Annotated in this window: 11 protein-coding genes and 1 pseudogene; 10 read left to right on the top strand and 2 right to left on the bottom strand. The window is 58.4% G+C overall.

Going from position 1 to position 17542, the window contains the following annotated elements; all coding sequences use genetic code 11:
* Positions 1 to 5: 5 nt before the first annotated feature.
* Together LOY38_RS11550 and LOY38_RS11545 are read right to left on the bottom strand one after the other, a co-directional pair.
* Positions 6 to 1244 carry a M20/M25/M40 family metallo-hydrolase gene (locus LOY38_RS11550; protein ID WP_258700115.1) on the bottom strand — a complete coding sequence of 413 codons (1239 nt, stop codon included), beginning with the start codon at positions 1242 to 1244 and terminating at the stop codon, positions 6 to 8.
* Positions 1245 to 1450: 206 nt separating this feature from the next.
* Positions 1451 to 2274, bottom strand: a pseudogene (locus tag LOY38_RS11545) (MASE2 domain-containing protein).
* Positions 2275 to 2518: 244 nt separating this feature from the next.
* Here LOY38_RS11545 and LOY38_RS11540 point away from each other — a divergent pair.
* The 10 genes from LOY38_RS11540 (at position 2519) to LOY38_RS11495 (ending at position 17536) form a co-directional block, all read left to right on the top strand.
* Entirely contained in the window at positions 2519 to 3445 is a 927-nt protein-coding gene (locus tag LOY38_RS11540) for an alpha/beta fold hydrolase (protein WP_258700114.1), read from the top strand.
* Positions 3446 to 3648: 203 nt separating this feature from the next.
* Positions 3649 to 5148 carry a glycolate oxidase subunit GlcD gene (gene glcD, locus LOY38_RS11535; protein ID WP_258700113.1) on the top strand — a complete coding sequence of 500 codons (1500 nt, stop codon included), beginning with the start codon at positions 3649 to 3651 and terminating at the stop codon, positions 5146 to 5148.
* Positions 5148 to 6197 (top strand): glycolate oxidase subunit GlcE, encoded by a 1050-nt coding sequence (glcE, locus tag LOY38_RS11530; RefSeq protein WP_258700112.1) that lies wholly within the window; start codon positions 5148 to 5150, stop codon positions 6195 to 6197. The genes glcD and glcE overlap by 1 nt, the downstream gene beginning before the upstream one ends.
* A gap of 13 nt (positions 6198 to 6210) precedes the next feature.
* Positions 6211 to 7428 (top strand): glycolate oxidase subunit GlcF, encoded by a 1218-nt coding sequence (glcF, locus tag LOY38_RS11525; RefSeq protein ID WP_258700111.1) that lies wholly within the window; start codon positions 6211 to 6213, stop codon positions 7426 to 7428.
* A 128-nt stretch (positions 7429 to 7556) separates the two neighbouring features.
* A complete protein-coding gene (locus LOY38_RS11520; RefSeq protein WP_258700110.1) occupies positions 7557 to 8948 on the top strand; it encodes a VOC family protein in 1392 nt (463 codons plus the stop codon).
* Positions 8949 to 9498: 550 nt separating this feature from the next.
* Positions 9499 to 10014 carry an Hcp family type VI secretion system effector gene (locus tag LOY38_RS11515; protein ID WP_007900657.1) on the top strand — a complete coding sequence of 172 codons (516 nt, stop codon included), beginning with the start codon at positions 9499 to 9501 and terminating at the stop codon, positions 10012 to 10014.
* 131 nt (positions 10015 to 10145) lie between these two features.
* Positions 10146 to 12188, top strand: a complete 2043-nt coding sequence (gene tssI / locus LOY38_RS11510) for a type VI secretion system tip protein VgrG (RefSeq protein WP_258700109.1) — start codon at positions 10146 to 10148, stop codon at positions 12186 to 12188.
* On the top strand, positions 12181 to 13080 hold the full coding sequence (locus LOY38_RS11505; RefSeq protein ID WP_258700108.1) for a DUF4123 domain-containing protein: 900 nt from the start codon (positions 12181 to 12183) through the stop codon (positions 13078 to 13080). The genes tssI and LOY38_RS11505 overlap by 8 nt, the downstream gene beginning before the upstream one ends.
* Complete coding sequence (locus LOY38_RS11500; RefSeq protein WP_258700107.1) at positions 13077 to 16439, top strand: toxin VasX; 3363 nt, start codon at positions 13077 to 13079, stop codon at positions 16437 to 16439. The genes LOY38_RS11505 and LOY38_RS11500 overlap by 4 nt, the downstream gene beginning before the upstream one ends.
* A complete protein-coding gene (locus LOY38_RS11495) occupies positions 16439 to 17536 on the top strand; it encodes a DUF6708 domain-containing protein (protein WP_408980586.1) in 1098 nt (365 codons plus the stop codon). The genes LOY38_RS11500 and LOY38_RS11495 overlap by 1 nt, the downstream gene beginning before the upstream one ends.
* Positions 17537 to 17542: the final 6 nt, after the last annotated feature.

The following is a 17542-nucleotide window of genomic DNA, read 5'->3' as shown; positions in this document are numbered from 1 at the left end:
GATTACTACTTGGCCAACTCCATAATCATCCGCGACAACAGATAAATCCGCGGCGCCACGCTCTCGACCTCGGCGTACTCTTCAGGCGTATGGATATTCCCCCCGACAATCCCGAACCCGTCCAGCGTCGGCGTGCCTACACCGGCCGAGAGGCTGGCATCCGCTGCCCCACCACTGCCTTCCTCCGTCAATTTACGGCCAATTTCGCCGTAAATCCCCTGGGCCATGGCCATCAAGCGATCCGACTCTGCGGTGTGCGGCATCGGCGGCAATCCGCGCTTGAGGGTGGTGGTGACTTCCGTATCGGCAATCAGTTTGTCCTTCGAAACCCGCGCCAGGTCCTTTTCGATCCGGTCGAATTCTTCCGGTACCACTGCTCGCACATCAGCCTTGGCCGTGGCTTGGTCCGGAATCACGTTAGTGCGGTCGCCAGCCTTGAGCACGGTGAAGTTGATGGTGGTTTTCTTCTGCGCGTCCCCCAGTTTGCCGAGTTGCAGTATCTGGTGCGCGGCCTCCATCGCGGCGTTGCGCCCCAATTGCGGCGCAACCCCTGCGTGAGCCGCCTTGCCTTTGACCTCGACCACCGCGGTGGCGCGGCCTTTGCGCCATACCACCAGGCCATCGGCCGGGCGCCCCGGTTCGAGGTTGAGGGTCACGTCGTGGGCCTTGGTGGTGTTCTTGATCAGGTCGGTGGCGACGCCCGAGCCGGTTTCTTCGCTGGCGTCGAGCAGGAAGGTGATCTGCGCGTAATCCTTGAAGTCGAGGTTCTTGAGGACTTTCAGCGCGTAGATCCCGGCGACGATACCACCCTTGTCGTCCATCACGCCCGGCCCATAGGCGCGGCCGTCCTTGATGTGGAACGGGCGCTCAGCGGCCGAGCCTTCCTTGAACACGGTGTCCATGTGCGCCATCAGCAGGATTTTCGCCTTGCCGGTGCCTTTGAGGGTGGCGAGCACATGGTTGCTCTCGTCCGGGGTGTTGGGCACGAGTTCAATGCTGGCGCCAAGCTTCTTCAACTCGTCGATGACGATGTCACTCACCTGGGTCAAACCGGGTTCATAACTGGAGCCGGAGTCGATGTTCACCAACTGCTCCAGCAGTTTCAGGGCTTCACCCTTGTACTGTTCGGCATCGGCGAGGACTTGTTTGTGGGGTTCGGCGAAGGCTGCGGGGGAGAAGGCGCCGAGGGCGAGGGTCAGGCCGAGGCTGGTGGCCAGGAGGGAACGAGGGAGCTTGAACGTCATGAATCGATCCTTGTTTCGTGTCGGTTTCCTGAAACCCTGCCTGACTGCGCCGCAAGGCTCCATACACAATACGACACACACAAACCTGATTAGTCACAGTTCCAATGTGTGGGCTTGCTCGCGAAGGCGGCGGCACATTCAATACGGATGTGACTGACACACCGCTTTCGCGAGCAAGCCCGCACAGGGGATGTGTGGTGATTGGGCTACACCGAATCGAGCAACGCCTTACGCGGCTTGCCGTCGCCATGGCAAATGACGCGGTTGCGGCCGGTGGACTTGGCTTCGTAGAGCGCCTGGTCGGCGTCGTTGAGCCATAGGGTCGCATCGTCGTGGGCCGGGTTGAAGGCCGCCAGGCCGATGCTCAGACTGACTTTCAGCGCCGGGTTCTGCTCGTAACCCAACGTGGAAAAACGATCACGAAGTGCATCCATCGCCACCGCGGCGCGGTCCAGCGGCAGGTCAGGCTGTCGGTGCGGCTCAGGGCCAACAACTCGCGCTTGTGTCGGCCGAGGGTATGGGCCTGACGGAAACAGATCCAGCCCAGGGTCATCGGATAAATCGACAGCAAAGGCAAACAAGCGTACAGCTGAAACGGACTCGTCTGCGGGACAAAAGCCGGCATGAACACCAGCAACCCGAGGCCTATCCCGAGCATTTGCGCGACGGTGCCCACCAACAGAAGACGCAAACCGCCGATGGCCACGTTGTGCATCGCCATCATCGACAGCGTTGCCGCGCTGGGCAGCGGATTGAACTGCATGGCCGCCACCCAGAAACCGCCGAGAAACGCGTCCACCAAGATGTTGCGATGTTCGGCGTGGAGAGGAACGTTCGCCCGACGCGCCCATTGATAAGCCACATGCGGCCAGAGCAGCCCGTTGAGCAGCATCACCACCCAGACCCATGGCGCCGGGTCGAGTGGATACATCCCTGTACCGACGCACAATAATCCAAGGGCCAGACCCAGGATTCGCGATCCATAAAGCCTCCTGGCCAGTGAAAGTCCCTTTCCTCCCTTTTTTTCCATAGAGGCCTCTGTACCACTGAACGGAGCCTAGCAACACACGGGATTGAAAGTGTGTTTGAAGTCTATCAGGGCACCGGCAAATAGCCATCACCGGCTGGCGGTCTGAATAGCGTGGGCTCGCCATGAGCTGAGTGCCCACTGTTTGGTCTATACATGAAGGGAGGGATCGATAAACAACGATGAGGAGGTCCATGCAAAGTCCTGCCGACCACATTCTGTCCTGATCACTGCAAGGAATCGCCTGATGCTTTTGTTGGTTGTCGCTATCGCAGTCTTCGTGGCCTGGAGCTGGTTGAGTTACCCGGCCATCGGTTACTGGCTCTATGACTTGAACATGGCGCTGGAGGCCCGGCTGTATCGGTTGCACAAGATCGTCGTGCCGATCACCGAAATGACCGTCTCGACCTGGCAAGGCGGGCCTTACGAAGCCTCCAGCAGTGTGCTGATGCTGCATGGCTACAGCGCCGACAAGAACGTCTGGCTGCGCTTTGCCCGGCATTTTGTCGACGACTACCGGGTGATCATTCCCGACCTCGCCGGCCATGGCGAAACCGGCTTCAAGGCCGGTGGCGGTTATGACATTCCGGTTCAGGCCAAGCGGCTGATCCAGTTGCTCGATGTCTGCGGGGTCGAGAAGGTGCATGTGATCGGCAACTCCATGGGCGGTTACATCGCGGCCTGGCTGGCGGCCAATTATCCAGAGCGCATTGTCTCGCTGGCGCTGCTCGACCCGGCCGGCGTCACCGCCCCGGAGCCCAGCGACATGGAGCGACACCTGGCTCGCGGCCACAACCCGTTCTTGATTCATTCCCGTGAAGAGTTCCAGAGCTTCTACGCCATGACCATGGCCTCCCCGCCATGGGTGCCAGGGATCGTGCTGGACGCCGTCGCCCAGCGCTATGAACAGCAGCGCGACGAACTGGAAGAAATCTTCAGGGACTTCCACGCCAGCCCGCCGATGGAGCCGAAACTGCCCGACATCAAATGCCCGGCGCTGCTCCTGTGGGGGCGCAAGGACCGCTTGATCGACGTCAGCAGCGTGCCGGTCTGGAGCAAGGGCATCGCCGATCTGCAGGTGGAAATCTGGGACGGTGTCGGCCATATGCCGATGGTTGAACAGCCGGCCAACACGGCGCGGTTGTACCGGGAGTTTTTGGAAAGGAAAAACTGATGAGATCCCCTGTGGCCAGAGGGCTTGCGCAACTCATGTGGGAGCGGGCTTGCTCGCGAAGACGGCGGCACATCCAGCCTTGATGTCGACAGACGCACCGCCTTCGCGAGCAAGCCCGCTCCCACAGGTTTCGCACTTTAACCCACCGGCATTGAAGGTTGCCCCCTCGCCACAGAGGTTCGCGAAATGAACGGATCGCGACGATGAACATTCTTTACGACGAACGCATCGACGGTGTTCTGCCCGATGTCGACAAGGCCGCGCTGCTCAAGGCCTTGCAACAGGAGGTGCCAGACCTGGACATCCTCTGGCGCGAAGAAGAGCTCAAACCCTACGAATGCGACGGTCTCTCGGCCTATCGCACCACGCCGATGCTGGTGGCCCTGCCCCGACATCTGCAACAGGTGCAGGCGCTGCTCAAGCTCTGCCATGCCCGGAATGTGCCGGTGGTGGCGCGTGGGGCCGGCACCGGGTTGTCCGGTGGTGCGCTGCCGCTGGACAAAGGCGTGCTGCTGGTGATGGTGCGGTTCAACGACATCCTGCACATCGACCCTGCCGCCCGCACCGCACGGGTCCAGCCGGGGGTGCGCAACCTGGCGATATCCCAGGCAGCGGCACCGTTCGGTTTGTATTACGCGCCTGATCCGTCCTCGCAAATCGCCTGCTCCATCGGTGGCAACGTCGCGGAAAACGCCGGCGGCGTGCATTGCCTCAAATACGGCCTGACCGTGCACAACCTGCTGAAACTCGAAATACTGACCCTCGAGGGCGAACACCTGACCCTCGGCGCGGATTCGCTGGACGCGCCGGGGTTCGACCTGCTGGCGCTGTTCACCGGGTCCGAAGGCTTGCTGGGGATCATCACCGAAGTCACGGTCAAACTGCTGCCCAAACCCCAGGTCGCCAAAGTCCTGCTGGCCAGTTTCGATTCGGTGGAAAAGGCCGGCCGCGCGGTGGCCGAGATCATCGCCGCCGGGATCATCCCGGGAGGCCTGGAGATGATGGACAACCTGGCGATCCGTGCCGCTGAAGACTTCATCCACGCCGGTTACCCGGTGGACGCCGAGGCGGTCCTGCTGTGCGAACTGGACGGTGTCGAAGCCGATGTCCACGACGACTGCGAACGAGTCCGCGAGGTGCTGCAACAGGCCGGTGCCAGCGAGGTGCGCCAGGCCCGGGATGAGGCCGAGCGCGTGCGGTTCTGGGCCGGGCGCAAGAACGCCTTCCCGGCCATCGGCCGCCTCTCGCCCGATTACTACTGCATGGACGGCACCATCCCCCGCCGCGAACTGCCCGGCGTGCTTCAGGGCATCGCCAATCTGGCGCAAGAATATGGCTTACGGGTGGCCAACGTGTTCCACGCCGGGGACGGCAATATGCACCCGCTGATCCTGTTCGACGCCAACCAGCCGGGCGAACTGGAACGGGCCGAAGCCCTTGGCGGCAAGATCCTCGAACTGTGCGTGAAAGTCGGCGGCAGCATCACCGGCGAGCACGGCGTCGGCCGGGAGAAAATCAATCAGATGTGCGCGCAGTTCAACAGTGACGAGTTGACCCTGTTTCACGCCGTGAAAGCCGCGTTCGACCCAAAGGGTCTGCTCAACCCCGGCAAGAACATCCCGACCCTGCACCGCTGCGCGGAATTCGGCGCGATGCACATCCACGCAGGAGAACTGCCGTTCCCTGAGCTGGAGCGTTTCTGATGCCGGACTTCGATGCCAGTGAAGCCCTGCTGGAGCAGGTCAAACAGGCGCGGGAAAACGTCACGCCGCTGCGCATTCAGGGCGGCAATACCAAGGCGTTTCTCGGCCGTGAAGTGGCCGGAGAAATACTCGACACCCGCGCCCATCGCGGCATCGTCAGGTACGACCCGACGGAACTGGTGATCAGCGTTCGCGCCGGCACGCCGCTCCGCGAGCTGTTTGCCGCACTGGATGCGGCGGGGCAAATGCTGCCCTGCGAGCCACCGTCGTTCGGCGAAGGCGCCACCGTCGGCGGGATGATCGCGGCGGGGTTGTCCGGGCCACGGCGGCCGTGGTCCGGCTCGGTGCGGGATTTTGTCCTCGGTACACGGATGATCAGCGGCCTCGGCACCCACCTGCGCTTTGGCGGCGAAGTGATGAAAAACGTCGCCGGCTACGACCTTTCGCGCCTGATGGTCGGCAGTTATGGCTGCCTCGGCGTGCTGACCGAAGTCTCGCTCAAGGTACTGCCCAAACCCCGGCAATGCCTGAGCATCAGCCTGGGCATCGACTGCGCCCGCGCCTTGGCCAATCTGGCGCAATGGGGCCAGCAACCGTTGCCCATCAGCGCCGCCAGCCATGACGGCCAGCGTTTGTACCTGCGCCTGGAAGGCGGCGAAGGGTCGGTCGCGGCTGCCCATCAACGGCTCGGCGGCGAACCGCTGGATTCCGGTTATTGGGCCGACCTGAACGAACAACGGCTAGACTTTTTCAATGAGGGCCTGCCGCTGTGGCGCTTGTCGTTGCCCAATAACCTCGGGCCTCTGGACATGCCCAGCGAGCAACTGATCGACTGGGGCGGCGCGCAACGCTGGTTGAAATCCGCGGCCGACAATATTCAATCACTGGCCCATGAACTCGGCGGCCACGCCACCTGTTTCAGCCATGGCGTCAGCGACACGCCTTTCCAGCCGCTGGCCCCGGCGCTGCTGCGCTATCACCGGCAACTCAAGGCGCAACTGGACCCGCAAGGGCTGTTCAATCCCGGCCGGATGTACGCGGAGTTCTAGGGGGGCGTTCTCAATGCAAACCAACCTCAGCGAACAGTCCCGGCAACTGCCCCGCGCCGAAGAAGCGGACAAGATTCTGCGCACCTGCGTGCATTGCGGGTTCTGCAACGCGACCTGCCCAACCTATCAACTGCTGGGCGACGAACTGGACGGGCCGCGCGGGCGTATCTACCTGATCAAACAAGTGCTCGAAGGCGCTCCCGCCACGGCCAAAGCCCAGTTGCACCTGGATCGCTGCCTGTCGTGCCGCAACTGCGAAACCACCTGCCCGTCCGGAGTGGATTATCACAATCTGCTGGACATTGGCCGCGCCGTGATCGATCAAGCGGTGCCGCGCCCGGCCGGTCAGCGGCTGCTGCGTCAGGGGCTGCGGGCACTGGCGCCGAATCCAAATCTGTTCAGGACCTTGCTGCAAATCGGCGCCACATTCCGGCCGTTGCTGCCACGGGGCGTCGAGGCGAAGTTGCCCCACGACCTCCCCGCCACAGGGGAGCGCCCTGCCCCTCGGCATGCTCGCCGGGTGTTGATGCTCGAAGGCTGCGTGCAACCCGGCCTCTCGCCGAACACCAATGCTGCGACGGCGCGGGTGCTGGATCGGTTGGGGATCAGCGTGATTCCGGCACCTGAAGCGGGGTGCTGCGGCGCGCTGGACTATCACCTCGACGCCCAAGCCATGGGCCTGGACCGTGCCCGACGCAACATCGACGCCTGGTGGCCGCACCTGGAAAACGGTGCCGAAGCCATCGTGCAAACCGCCAGCGGCTGTGGCGCATTCATCAAGGATTACGGGCATTTGCTGGAGCGTGATCCGGTCTATGCGGCAAAAGCCCAACGGGTCAGCGAACTGGCCCTGGACCTGGTGCAAGTGTTGGCCGATGAACCTTTGGAACGCGTCTGCGCCGCCACCGACCGGAGGATCGCCTTCCACTGCCCCTGCACGTTGCAGCACGCGCAGAAACTCGGCGGCGCGGTAGAAGCCGTGCTGACGCGGTTGGGCTTCAATCTCACGACGGTGCCCGACAGTCATTTGTGTTGCGGCTCGGCCGGCACCTATTCGATCACTCAACCGGAACTGGCCCGGCAACTGCGCGACAACAAACTCAACGCACTGGAAAGCGGCCACCCCGAAATCATCGCCACCGCCAACATCGGCTGCCAGAGCCACCTCAACAGCGCCGGACGAACGCCAGTCAGGCACTGGATCGAATTGGTGGATCAAGTGCTGCGTTGACCGAACAGCCCAAGTGGCAAGAACAGTCCTTGGCAGAATGAAGTTCGTCAGAAACTTCGTTTGTCGGCACCGCCGAAGGCTGCGATCTTTTCCGGCATCCGTTATGTCACTGCGCCAGGAATTTTTTCATGAGCCTCCCGAACTTTGTCAGCCCCGACCTGATCCGCCAACGCTTCTCCAAAGCGATGTCCGACATGTACCGCGAAGAAGTGCCGCTGTACGGCGCGCTGATGGAACTGGTGGAGCAGACCAACCGCCACGTGCTGGACAGCGACCCGCAAATCGCCCGACAGCTGCACAGCACCGGTGAAATCCAGCGGCTGGACCTGGAGCGCCACGGTGCGATCCGCGTCGGCACCGCCGCCGAACTGGCGACCCTCGCCCGCCTGTTCGCGGTGATGGGCATGCAACCGGTGGGCTATTACGACCTGACCCCGGCCGGCGTGCCGGTGCATTCCACCGCGTTCCGTGCCGTGCATGAGGCGGCATTGCAGGTCAGTCCGTTCCGGGTGTTCACCTCGCTGCTGCGCCTGGAACTGATCGAAGACGCCGAACTGCGGGCCTTTGCCCAGTCGGTGCTGGACACGCGCTCGATCTTCACCCCGGCGGCATTGACCCTCATCGAACGCGCTGAAACCCAGGGCGGCCTGAGCGAATACGAGGCGCAGGATTTCGTCGCGCAGGCGCTGGAAACCTTCCGCTGGCACCACAGCGCCACCGTCACCGCCGAGCAATACAAACGACTCAGCGCCCAGCATCGACTGATCGCCGACGTGGTGGCGTTCAAAGGCCCGCACATCAACCACCTGACACCACGCACCCTGGACATCGACATCGTCCAGGCGCAAATGCCCGCCCACGGCATCACCCCCAAAGCGGTGATCGAAGGCCCGCCCCGCCGCCAATGCCCAATCCTGCTGCGTCAAACCAGCTTCAAGGCACTGGACGAGCCGATTGCTTTTACCGATCAAGCCGAGATACGTGGCAGCCACAGCGCCCGTTTCGGTGAAATCGAGCAACGCGGCGCGGCGCTCACCCCCAAAGGCCGGGCGCTTTACGACCGTTTGCTCAACGCTGCCCGGGACGAACTCAAGGAGTTCCCCAACGAGGCCAATGCCGCACGCTACAACGCACTAATGACGCAGCACTTTGGTGAATTTCCTGACACCGTCGAGGAGATGCGCCAACAGGAACTGGCGTACTTTCGCTATTTCGTGACGGAAAAAAGCCTGGCGGCGAATGGGCTGAAAGGCGCGTCGCTGGAGGATTTGCTCCGTGACGGGTATGTGCGGGTTGAACCGCTGGTGTACGAAGACTTTCTGCCGGTCAGTGCGGCGGGGATTTTTCAGTCGAACCTGGGGGATGCGGCGCAAACCCACTATAGCGTGCACTCCAACCAGCAAGCGTTCGAGAAGGCCTTGGGGCGTGCGACGATTGATGAGTTGGGGTTGTATGCGCAGACGCAGCGGCGGTCGATTGAGGAATGTTTTGCGGCGTTGGGATTGCCGAATCTGAATTGACCCAAAGAGTTCTCAGTCAAACACACTTTGTGGCGAGGGAGCTTGCTCCCGCTTGAGTGCGTAGCACTCACAAAGTCTCCGCTCGTACGCAGAATTTTGGGGCCGCTACGCAACCCAGCGCGAGCAAGCTCGCTCGCTCGCCACATAAAATTCGACCCGCTGGCTATCTGGGCTTACCCCAGCTTCGCCAACAGCGCCTTGGAGTAAAGGGCAGCGCTGTTCGTTGCGCCCATTGTCCGAATGATGGCTCATAGCCTTGATGCGCAAGAAGTTGCGCAGTCGTTTCCCAAAAACGCCCTCTAAAAGCGCTACAGGCCTTGTAAACAAAGCCCTCCAGCCAAGTGCGCAAGAAGTTGCGCACCACTGCGCAACTTCTTGCGCACTTTTTCAGGTGATCCTTGCCGAAAATCCTTTCAGCGCTCTAAAAACATCCTCAACTACCTGATTTATATAGACTTAATCATTTCTGGCACGATCCTTGATAACTGTCAGGCACCCACCGGGCGATACCGCCTCCCGGGCACCCTAACTTTTAGCAAGGAGCACATCCATGGCAACACCAGCGTACATGTCGGTTACCGGCGAAAAACAAGGCCTGATCACTGCCGGCGCGTTCACCGCCGACTCCGTTGGCAACACCTATCAGGAAGGTCACGAAGACCAGGTCATGGTTCAGGCTTTCAGCCACGACGTGATCATTCCGCGTGACCCACAGTCCGGCCAACCGACCGGTCAGCGTGTACACAAGCCAGTCGTGATCACCAAGGTCTACGACAAGTCTTCGCCACTGCTGCAAGCGGCGCTGACCTCCGGCGAGCGCATGAGCGAAATCGTTATCCAGTGGTACCGCACTTCGGCTCAAGGTACCCAAGAGCACTACTACACCACCAAACTGGAAGACGCGATCATCGTCGCCATCAACAACAAAATGCACAACTGCCAGGATCCGTCGAACTCGCACTTCACGCACCTGGAAGAAGTGCAATTCACCTACCGCAAAATCACCTGGACCCACGAAGTATCCGGTACTTCGGGTTCCGATGACTGGCGTGTTCCAGTCGCTTAATCGCGGCTGACGGTTCCAAACATCGGCCAGCTCTGCTGGTCGATGTCATTTGCGCCTTCCAGGAATTTTCGCGTCCGCAAGCGCCCATTTGGGGGCAGGCGTGCGCCGCAGCACTGCACGAGGAACAAGGGATGTTCGCGCCGGCCAATCAAACCCACTTTGCCCTGACCGTCGAAGGTCTGGAAAACGATCTCCAGGTCCTTGCCCTGCAAGGTCGGGAAGCCATCAGCCAACCTTTTGTGTTTGAGGTGGAGCTGGTCAGTGAGCAGCCGTCCCTGGACCTCGAAACGCTATTGCACAAACCGGCCTTCTTGCAGCTCTCGCCTGATGGTAGCGGCATTCATGGCCAGATCTATCGCGCCGCCCAGGGCGATTCAGGCAAACGCCTGACCCGCTACGCCGTGACCCTGCGCCCGCAGCTGTCTTACCTGGCGCACCGCATCAACCAACGCATCTTCCAGAACCTCACCGTGCCGAAAATCATCGGTATGGTCCTCGAAGAGCATGGCATCCAGAGCAATGCCTACGCATTCAAAGTCGGGGCGATCTATCCCGAGCGCATTTACTGCGTTCAGTACGATGAATCGGACCTGCAATTCATCCAGCGCCTGTGCGAGGAAGAAGGTATCCACTACCACTTCCAGCACAGCGCCACGGCCCACAAGCTGGTGTTCGGCGATGACCAGACGGTATTCCCGAAACTCGCGCCCGTGGCCTACCAGCAAGACTCCGGCATGGTCGCCAACGACCCGGTGATCAAGCGCTTCGACCTGCGCCTGGAAACCCGCACCAGCCGCACCACCCGCCGCGACTACGACTTCGAAAAACCGCGCCTGACGCTGGAAAGCGAAAACCGTGGCGACGCCCTGCCCGACCTCGAAGACTACGACTACCCCGGCCGCTTCATCGACCGCGAGCGCGGCAAGCACCTGGCCAAACGCGCCCTCGAGCGTCACCGCAGCGACTTCCAGTTGGCCGAAGGCCGAAGCGATCAGCCGTTGCTGGTCAGCGGCCATTTCCTGGCCCTGACCCAACACCCCAAGGCCAAGTGGAACGACCTGTGGCTGCTGACCGAAATCCTCCACGAAGGAAAACAGCCGCAAGTGCTGGAAGAGTCGGTCACCAGCAACACGACTAACCTCAAGGACGATTTCCACCAGGGCTACCGCAACCGCTTCCAGGCCACCCCTTGGGATGTGCCGAACCGCCCGCCGCTGAACCACCCCAAGCCACGCATCCTCGGCAGCCAGAGCGCCGTGGTCACCGGGCCAAAAGGTGAAGAGATCCACTGCGACCAATACGGCCGCGTCAAAGTGCAATTCCATTGGGACCGCGAAGGCCAAGCCGACGACAAGACCAGCTGCTGGCTGCGCGTCTCCTCCGCCTGGGCCGGCGCCCACTACGGCGGCATCGCCATTCCGCGCATCGGCATGGAAGTGCTGGTCAGTTTCCTGGAGGGCGACCCCGACCAACCGCTGATCAGCGGCTGCCTGTACCACAAGGAAAACGTCGTCCCGTACGCCCTGCCAGCGAACAAGACCCGCAGCACCTTCAAAACCATGAGTTCCCCCGGCGGCGGCGGTTACAACGAACTGCGCATCGAAGACAAAAAGGGCCAGGAACAGATCTTCCTGCACGCCCAGCGCGACTGGGATGAAAACGTCGAGCACGACCAGAAAATCCGCGTCGGCAACGAACGCCACGACACCGTCGAGCAAAACAGCTACAGCGAATTCAAGGCCGAAGAACACCACACCGTCCACAAAGACCGCAAAGTCGAAACCCGCGCCAACGACCACCTGACCGTGGGCGTCAACCAGCACATCAAGGTCGGCACCGGCCAGTTCATCGAAGCCGGCCAGGAAATCCACCTGAGCAGCGGCATGAAAGTCGTGCTCGAAGCCGGCAGTGAACTGACCCTGATTGGTGGTGGAAGCTTCATCAAGATTGATGCAAGCGGCGTGACCATGAGTGGGCCGGTGATCAACATGAACTCCGGCGGCGGGCCGGGTAGTGGGACGGGGGCGGCGCCATTGTTGCCGGGGCCGTTGAAGCAGGCGGATGCGGATAAGGCCGGGCAATTGTTGGTGCCCGCACAGCGGCAAGCGTTGATGCAGAAGAAGCCAATCTGCGCGATTTGCGAGAAGGCCAAACTGGAGGCGCAAAATGCTTAAGTCCGAGTGGCCGCTGGAAAATGGGTTGCCCCAAGGCCTGCCGTGGAATGGCACCGTCGGTTTGCTGCTGGATGGTGTCAGCGTCGAGAAACTGCCTCAACACCTTTATCAATGGTCGGATAATCCGGTTTTCGAGCCACTCTACCTCGGTACCCCGTGGGCTGAGTTGGGTGACGTTTCGCCGTGTCTGGTTCAGATAAAAGCGCAGAACAATCCCATCCTGGCAAAGTTTCTGGCTGAGCCTCGCCAAGAATGGGGCTACCTTGCGTTCAGCGATCAACCCTGGGAACACATGGTCGACCATTTTCGCTGGCTGACCAGCGTCATGCACCCACAGGGTGAGGAAGTGCTGCTGCGCGTCGCTGATCCGGCCGTGGCCCATGCGCTGCTCGACTACGGCGAGAGCATCAAGGACCCTACCCTGTTCGGCCCTTGCTCGCAGGTCGTCGGCGCCGACGGGGCACTGGGCTGCTGGCATATCAACCAGCGCCCCGGCAAAGCCATTGAGCCGAACCACAGCAAACGCTACCGCTTGAGCAACGAGCAACTCAGACAACTGGATGAAGTGAATTTTCGCAGCATCGTCCTGCGCCTCGACGAACACATGCACGAATACTTTCCGTCCTATCAGGCACAAGCGACGCCTCAGCAACGCTGGGAACACCTGCATGCATTGGCTTCGACTTCATATGATCGAGGCTTCAACACCGAGCTAGACATCACCCTCTACGCCAACATTCACGGGTTTCTCGGTGACCGAGCACTGGAAGAACATCCGGACCTCGATGCGATACTTAAAACGCCATCGGAACAAACGCCCGCTCAGCGACTCGAACGGGTCGCTGATATTGCCCAGGAACGGGCTGAAACCCTGCCAAGGAGCCAAGGATGACAACGCCCACATCGACCGGCAAAAGCCCGAACAACGTTGCAAAAAGCCGGGACGACGGTAAGTGCGCCATGGGCGGTTGCTCCCTGATGAAGGCCAAGATTCAGCTCATCCCTTTACGCTACGGTCTGGTCGAACGACTCGACCCATCCAGCGCACTAGCGATGCCTTACAAAACCACTTCACGCCCACTGGGCATTCGCTTGATCCGCGACGGCTGGCTCTACGTCATCGTCGACAAGAAACCTCAAGCCGTCATGCACGAATACCGAATCCAGAACGGCATCGTGACCCAACTGCTGTGGGAAAAAGGCGAAATCACCGCCAACAAACGCGAAAGCAACGTGGGCGAAGCCGTGCTGGTCTTCCCGCGTTTGAGCAAGCTCTACGTCAACTATTCCGAAGTGCAATGGACCGCCGCCAAATGCGCACAGGTCATCAAACACAAGTCCGAGCGTGAATACTTCATGCAGGCAGTGGACCTGACCAAGGCTGATCCGGAGAAAGGCGCGGCTAATCTGTTGACGCCAAGTCAGGCGGAAAAATGGATTGCGGAAGTTGCGGAGCAGCCGAGTAAGGAACCGGCGGTTACGGGTGCCAAACCTGAGGAAAGCCAGGACTATCTCTGGGAGCAAGCGTCGCACTTCAAGAAAACTCAGTTGGGCGCGCTCAAAAAGCAAGTCAAGGCAGAAAATGAGCGTGACCATCTGTACTTGGTCATACAGGATGACTTGGGCGTGCTGCGCGATCTCGCCGAGCATCAGGATTTGGTCACTGGCTGGATCAGTGACTGGAGTGACGCTGAAGCCAATCAAAAGAAGTATGTGTTTGGTTGCTACATCGAATCGTTGTACACCGTAACCGGCGAAACCATTCTGAATGCCGCCCAAGGCGACCCTCGTTTTGCCAAACTCAAGGACGAAACAAGCGAAGAGCAGCGGCAATCGATCGTCGACTACGTCAACGTTAAAAATCAAACCCAATATTCCGGTGTCGGTACGCAGCGTGGGGCTATTGCAGCTTCAAAGTCGCGGATGCGTACGAGTCTTGGACCTTTGCATTCCAAGTACGAAGACCTGATCGAGACCATCGAAGACAATGCTCATGAAGCGCTCAATGGCGCAAAAATGGGACAAGAAGGTATCAACGACCTGATTGACCGACCGGCGATGGAAGCCTTTCTTAAACAACAGCGAGCACAATTAAGCCGTTGGAATAAACGACTGGATTTGATAACTGATGATCGAATAAAAATCGTATGCGAAAAGCGCTTCTATAAATCTGCTTGGTATTTTGATCCGAAATTTGGAACCCAACTTGAATCGGCGCTTGCTACTGAATACGCGTGCATGAGAGATATATGTCGCACCGACAAGGCTACCGAAGCGATTGCGGACCTAATAGAAAAAGAGCCAGGCTTTACAGTTCCAACCTTCTTTACTGCAAGTTTGACCGACCAGAAGGATCTCTTTGCGAAAATTGGATCATTAATAAAATCGGCTCGAGACATACCCCTTTCAGCAAAGGACTTTCAAGGGCTGCAAAAAATTAGCCGAGAGTTCGTAACGCTCCTAACCCAAGATCTCGCGGCATCAATTAATCTAAGCAACGATGGTATAACTTTCGATCAAGCACGAAACACAGCTTATGAACCTGCCAAACAACTCCGCTTGGCGAATGTTCTAGAAGAAGCTATAGAAGGACTACGCAGCGGCCGGGCAATAGACCCAGCTAAAGTTCTGCGAAATATTCCCGGCTCAGCATGGATCGACGTACTAAGAACATTTGGCAAAAGAGGTATTACTCTTGAGTTTGCTTCTGCAAGCCAGCTTCATGCGTTCGAAGCTGACATGGCGAAACTCATCGAACTCCGCCAGCAAATGTCCTCGCTCAAAAACAAGATCAGGGAGACATTGGCTAATGAACGAAAAGGTCGAGCCCCCAAGGGAAGCTATCGATCTTTGGTCGCACAGCGTAAATCTGTTCAGCAATCCGTCGCCCCCTTAGAGAAAAAAATCGCGCCTGCAATGATTGCTGTTGGCGAAGGCCCGAGTAAAGCAAGTATAAAAATTAAAGGCCTAACCAGCGCCCAAGAAGCAGAATTCCACCGAATGGCCGAAGATCACCGCTTAAACACAGGCGACAAGGTAAGAGGATTAGGAAAAGATATATTTCAATCTGCGGGAGGCGACATCTTCGCATCAGCTGTATTTGTCGTGCAATTAATTAGCTTCGTCACTGTTTACTCAGAGTTAAGAAGAAAAACCAGCTGGGATAAAGCTGATTACATTGCATTTGGCAATGCGTTCTTCTCTGCAAGCGGAGGAGGCTTTGCGGCTGCGCAGGGGATATCTGCCACTACTCTAAACGTAGTCAAAAACAACTATTCAAGCGCAGCCGGAAAAGTTCAATTAGCCGCACGTATGGGAAAGCTCACGGGGGGGCTGGGGCTTGCAGCTTACGGGTTCGGTATGGCGGCGGCAGCCACAAGTCTGTATGGGGAAAAAGGCTCTGTCGCTCGTTGGACAGAAGCCTTGAGGTCGGGAGATAGTGCAAAGCTGGCTGGTGCCAGCATGACAATCGCGGGCGACTCTGGACAGTTCGTTGTTAACGGTTGGGCAGTTGCACGAACAGGGCAATATATGTTTGAGGCGGCTTCAAATGTTAGCCAAGCAAGAGCTGTCGCTTGGGTCACAGCAGGTGGCAAACTTCTGAGCGTTGCTGCGAGAGCCAATTTAATAGGGTTAGGTTTGACGGTGTTGCAGCTAGGTGGCGAGTGGATTTACAACCGAAATAATAAAACAAAGCTTGATAACTGGCTTCAACAGGGCGCGTGGGGAAAGAAGAACCAAAATCGTGGATTCCAAGAAGATCGCATGCAATTGGCAGAGATCACTTCAACCCCTCAGGTCGGTCTGAGACAAATAAACAACCGACCTATTGCCGTGATTAGCATTCCAAATATCACGATTCGAGAGCTGGATGATGTTGGATTTGGCCTTACCGCGTATTGGTCAAGCAATCTCCAGCGCAATGACTGGGAGCCTTGGACTGAACCTTTGCTATATCAACTCAATTTGCTGAGCCCACCAGACGCGCCACTCCAATTGGGGTTAGAAATTTTTGCACATGAGGCCAACGCCCAGCATGGTCTTGCCATAAAGTTGCGCTACCATCCACTCCCCGGAGCCCCAAAATACCAGGAAATAATGTTTGAAGCCAAGACACTGAACGTTGGAAGCGGGAAGGAACTCTCAACAACTGGGTTTCTCAGCGCACGAAATACCACCGCTCAAGCAATCATTGTGACCACCGACACGCTGACTGTGCTCGAATCATCAAAACAAGCCGGGCAAACCTAATGTCTTCAATAAATGAGCAATCCAGCGACGATCTCAATCTCAAAAAAATGCGGCCAGTGGCTGGTGAGAAGCGTAGATTCGCGACAGGTGAAGCGCTATTCCTCTCCCCGCTTCCGATACCAACGGGCAACGCCCCCATGGATTTGGGCGGAAGCTTTGTTGAGGTTAATGACACATTCCTTGACGTAGGCAGTAGTAATTTCGGCAAGGCTTTCCAAGCTAGGGCAATGATTGGACTCGGTATGATGTTTATTTTTTCATGCCTGATTGTTCTGCCTTTGCTTGCAGGATCTACTACCTGGGGAAACCCATTTTCCGAGTCCTTTTGGGACAGAGCAGCAGGCATGCTCAATTTCGGTGTGACCTTTAGTATTTGGGGAGGAGGAATAGCTGCGCTCCTGGGTACTTACGTTATCTTGAGCACTACCAGAGCAAAGTCGCGCACCCGTCCTATTCGATTCAACCGCCAACGTCGTGAAGTCTGTTTCTTTCCCGAAGGTTCTGACGTCCCCGTCATTCAACCATGGGAAGAGACAGTATCTTGGCTTTCAATCAGTACAGGTGTTACTGGAGTAGGAGTAACAAGCGCCTATACCTTTGGTATGGCGTTCGACGATTCCAAAGCTGACGTAGTGCATTTTGTGAGACAAGGCGTGATGACTCCTGCTCATGGCTTGGGTAAGTGGGAAGCCATACGTGTCTATATGGAAAAAGGTCCAGAGTTCTGCCCTGGCAAAGCACCATACGAAGGCCGCGGCACCTTCGATAAAGAACGACAAGACATGCATGAGGAGCATCAACACAACGAACGTTCCGCTTTAGGAGTTGGTTGGTGGTACCTGATGCACCTGATCACTTGGTGGCGTTTTCCGTACTGGGTAGCGGAATGGGACCACCGTTTCAGTATGAAATCTCTACCTGAATCCATTGCTGAGTGGTCCAAACCTTTACCCTCGGAACAATGGGCCAAACCAAGCGCCGCTCTGAAAGAGCAAAGCATGAAGATCGAAAAAGCCTTTACTCAAGGACAGGATTTCATGACGTACTTTAAGGCCAACCTATACGAAACCAAGGCAGAAGAATCAACAAATAATTGAATAGAA

Source organism: Pseudomonas sp. B21-015, assembly GCF_024749285.1.
GTDB lineage: Bacteria > Pseudomonadota > Gammaproteobacteria > Pseudomonadales > Pseudomonadaceae > Aquipseudomonas.
This window is presented reverse-complemented; position numbering and strand designations above follow the sequence as displayed.

Bases quoted from the DNA above. Each gene is read 5' to 3' on its own strand.
- LOY38_RS11540 (WP_258700114.1), top strand. From the start codon at position 2,519: ATGCTTTTGTTGGTTGTCGCTATCGCAGTCTTCGTGGCCTGGAGCTGG.
- LOY38_RS11495 (WP_408980586.1), top strand. From the start codon at position 16,439: ATGTCTTCAATAAATGAGCAATCCAGCGACGATCTCAATCTCAAAAAA.
- LOY38_RS11520 (WP_258700110.1), top strand. From the start codon at position 7,557: ATGAGCCTCCCGAACTTTGTCAGCCCCGACCTGATCCGCCAACGCTTC.
- LOY38_RS11505 (WP_258700108.1), top strand. From the start codon at position 12,181: ATGCTTAAGTCCGAGTGGCCGCTGGAAAATGGGTTGCCCCAAGGCCTG.
- LOY38_RS11500 (WP_258700107.1), top strand. From the start codon at position 13,077: ATGACAACGCCCACATCGACCGGCAAAAGCCCGAACAACGTTGCAAAA.
- tssI (WP_258700109.1), top strand. From the start codon at position 10,146: ATGTTCGCGCCGGCCAATCAAACCCACTTTGCCCTGACCGTCGAAGGT.
- glcD (WP_258700113.1), top strand. From the start codon at position 3,649: ATGAACATTCTTTACGACGAACGCATCGACGGTGTTCTGCCCGATGTC.
- LOY38_RS11515 (WP_007900657.1), top strand. From the start codon at position 9,499: ATGGCAACACCAGCGTACATGTCGGTTACCGGCGAAAAACAAGGCCTG.
- glcE (WP_258700112.1), top strand. From the start codon at position 5,148: ATGCCGGACTTCGATGCCAGTGAAGCCCTGCTGGAGCAGGTCAAACAG.
- glcF (WP_258700111.1), top strand. From the start codon at position 6,211: ATGCAAACCAACCTCAGCGAACAGTCCCGGCAACTGCCCCGCGCCGAA.
- LOY38_RS11550 (WP_258700115.1), bottom strand. From the start codon at position 1,244: ATGACGTTCAAGCTCCCTCGTTCCCTCCTGGCCACCAGCCTCGGCCTG.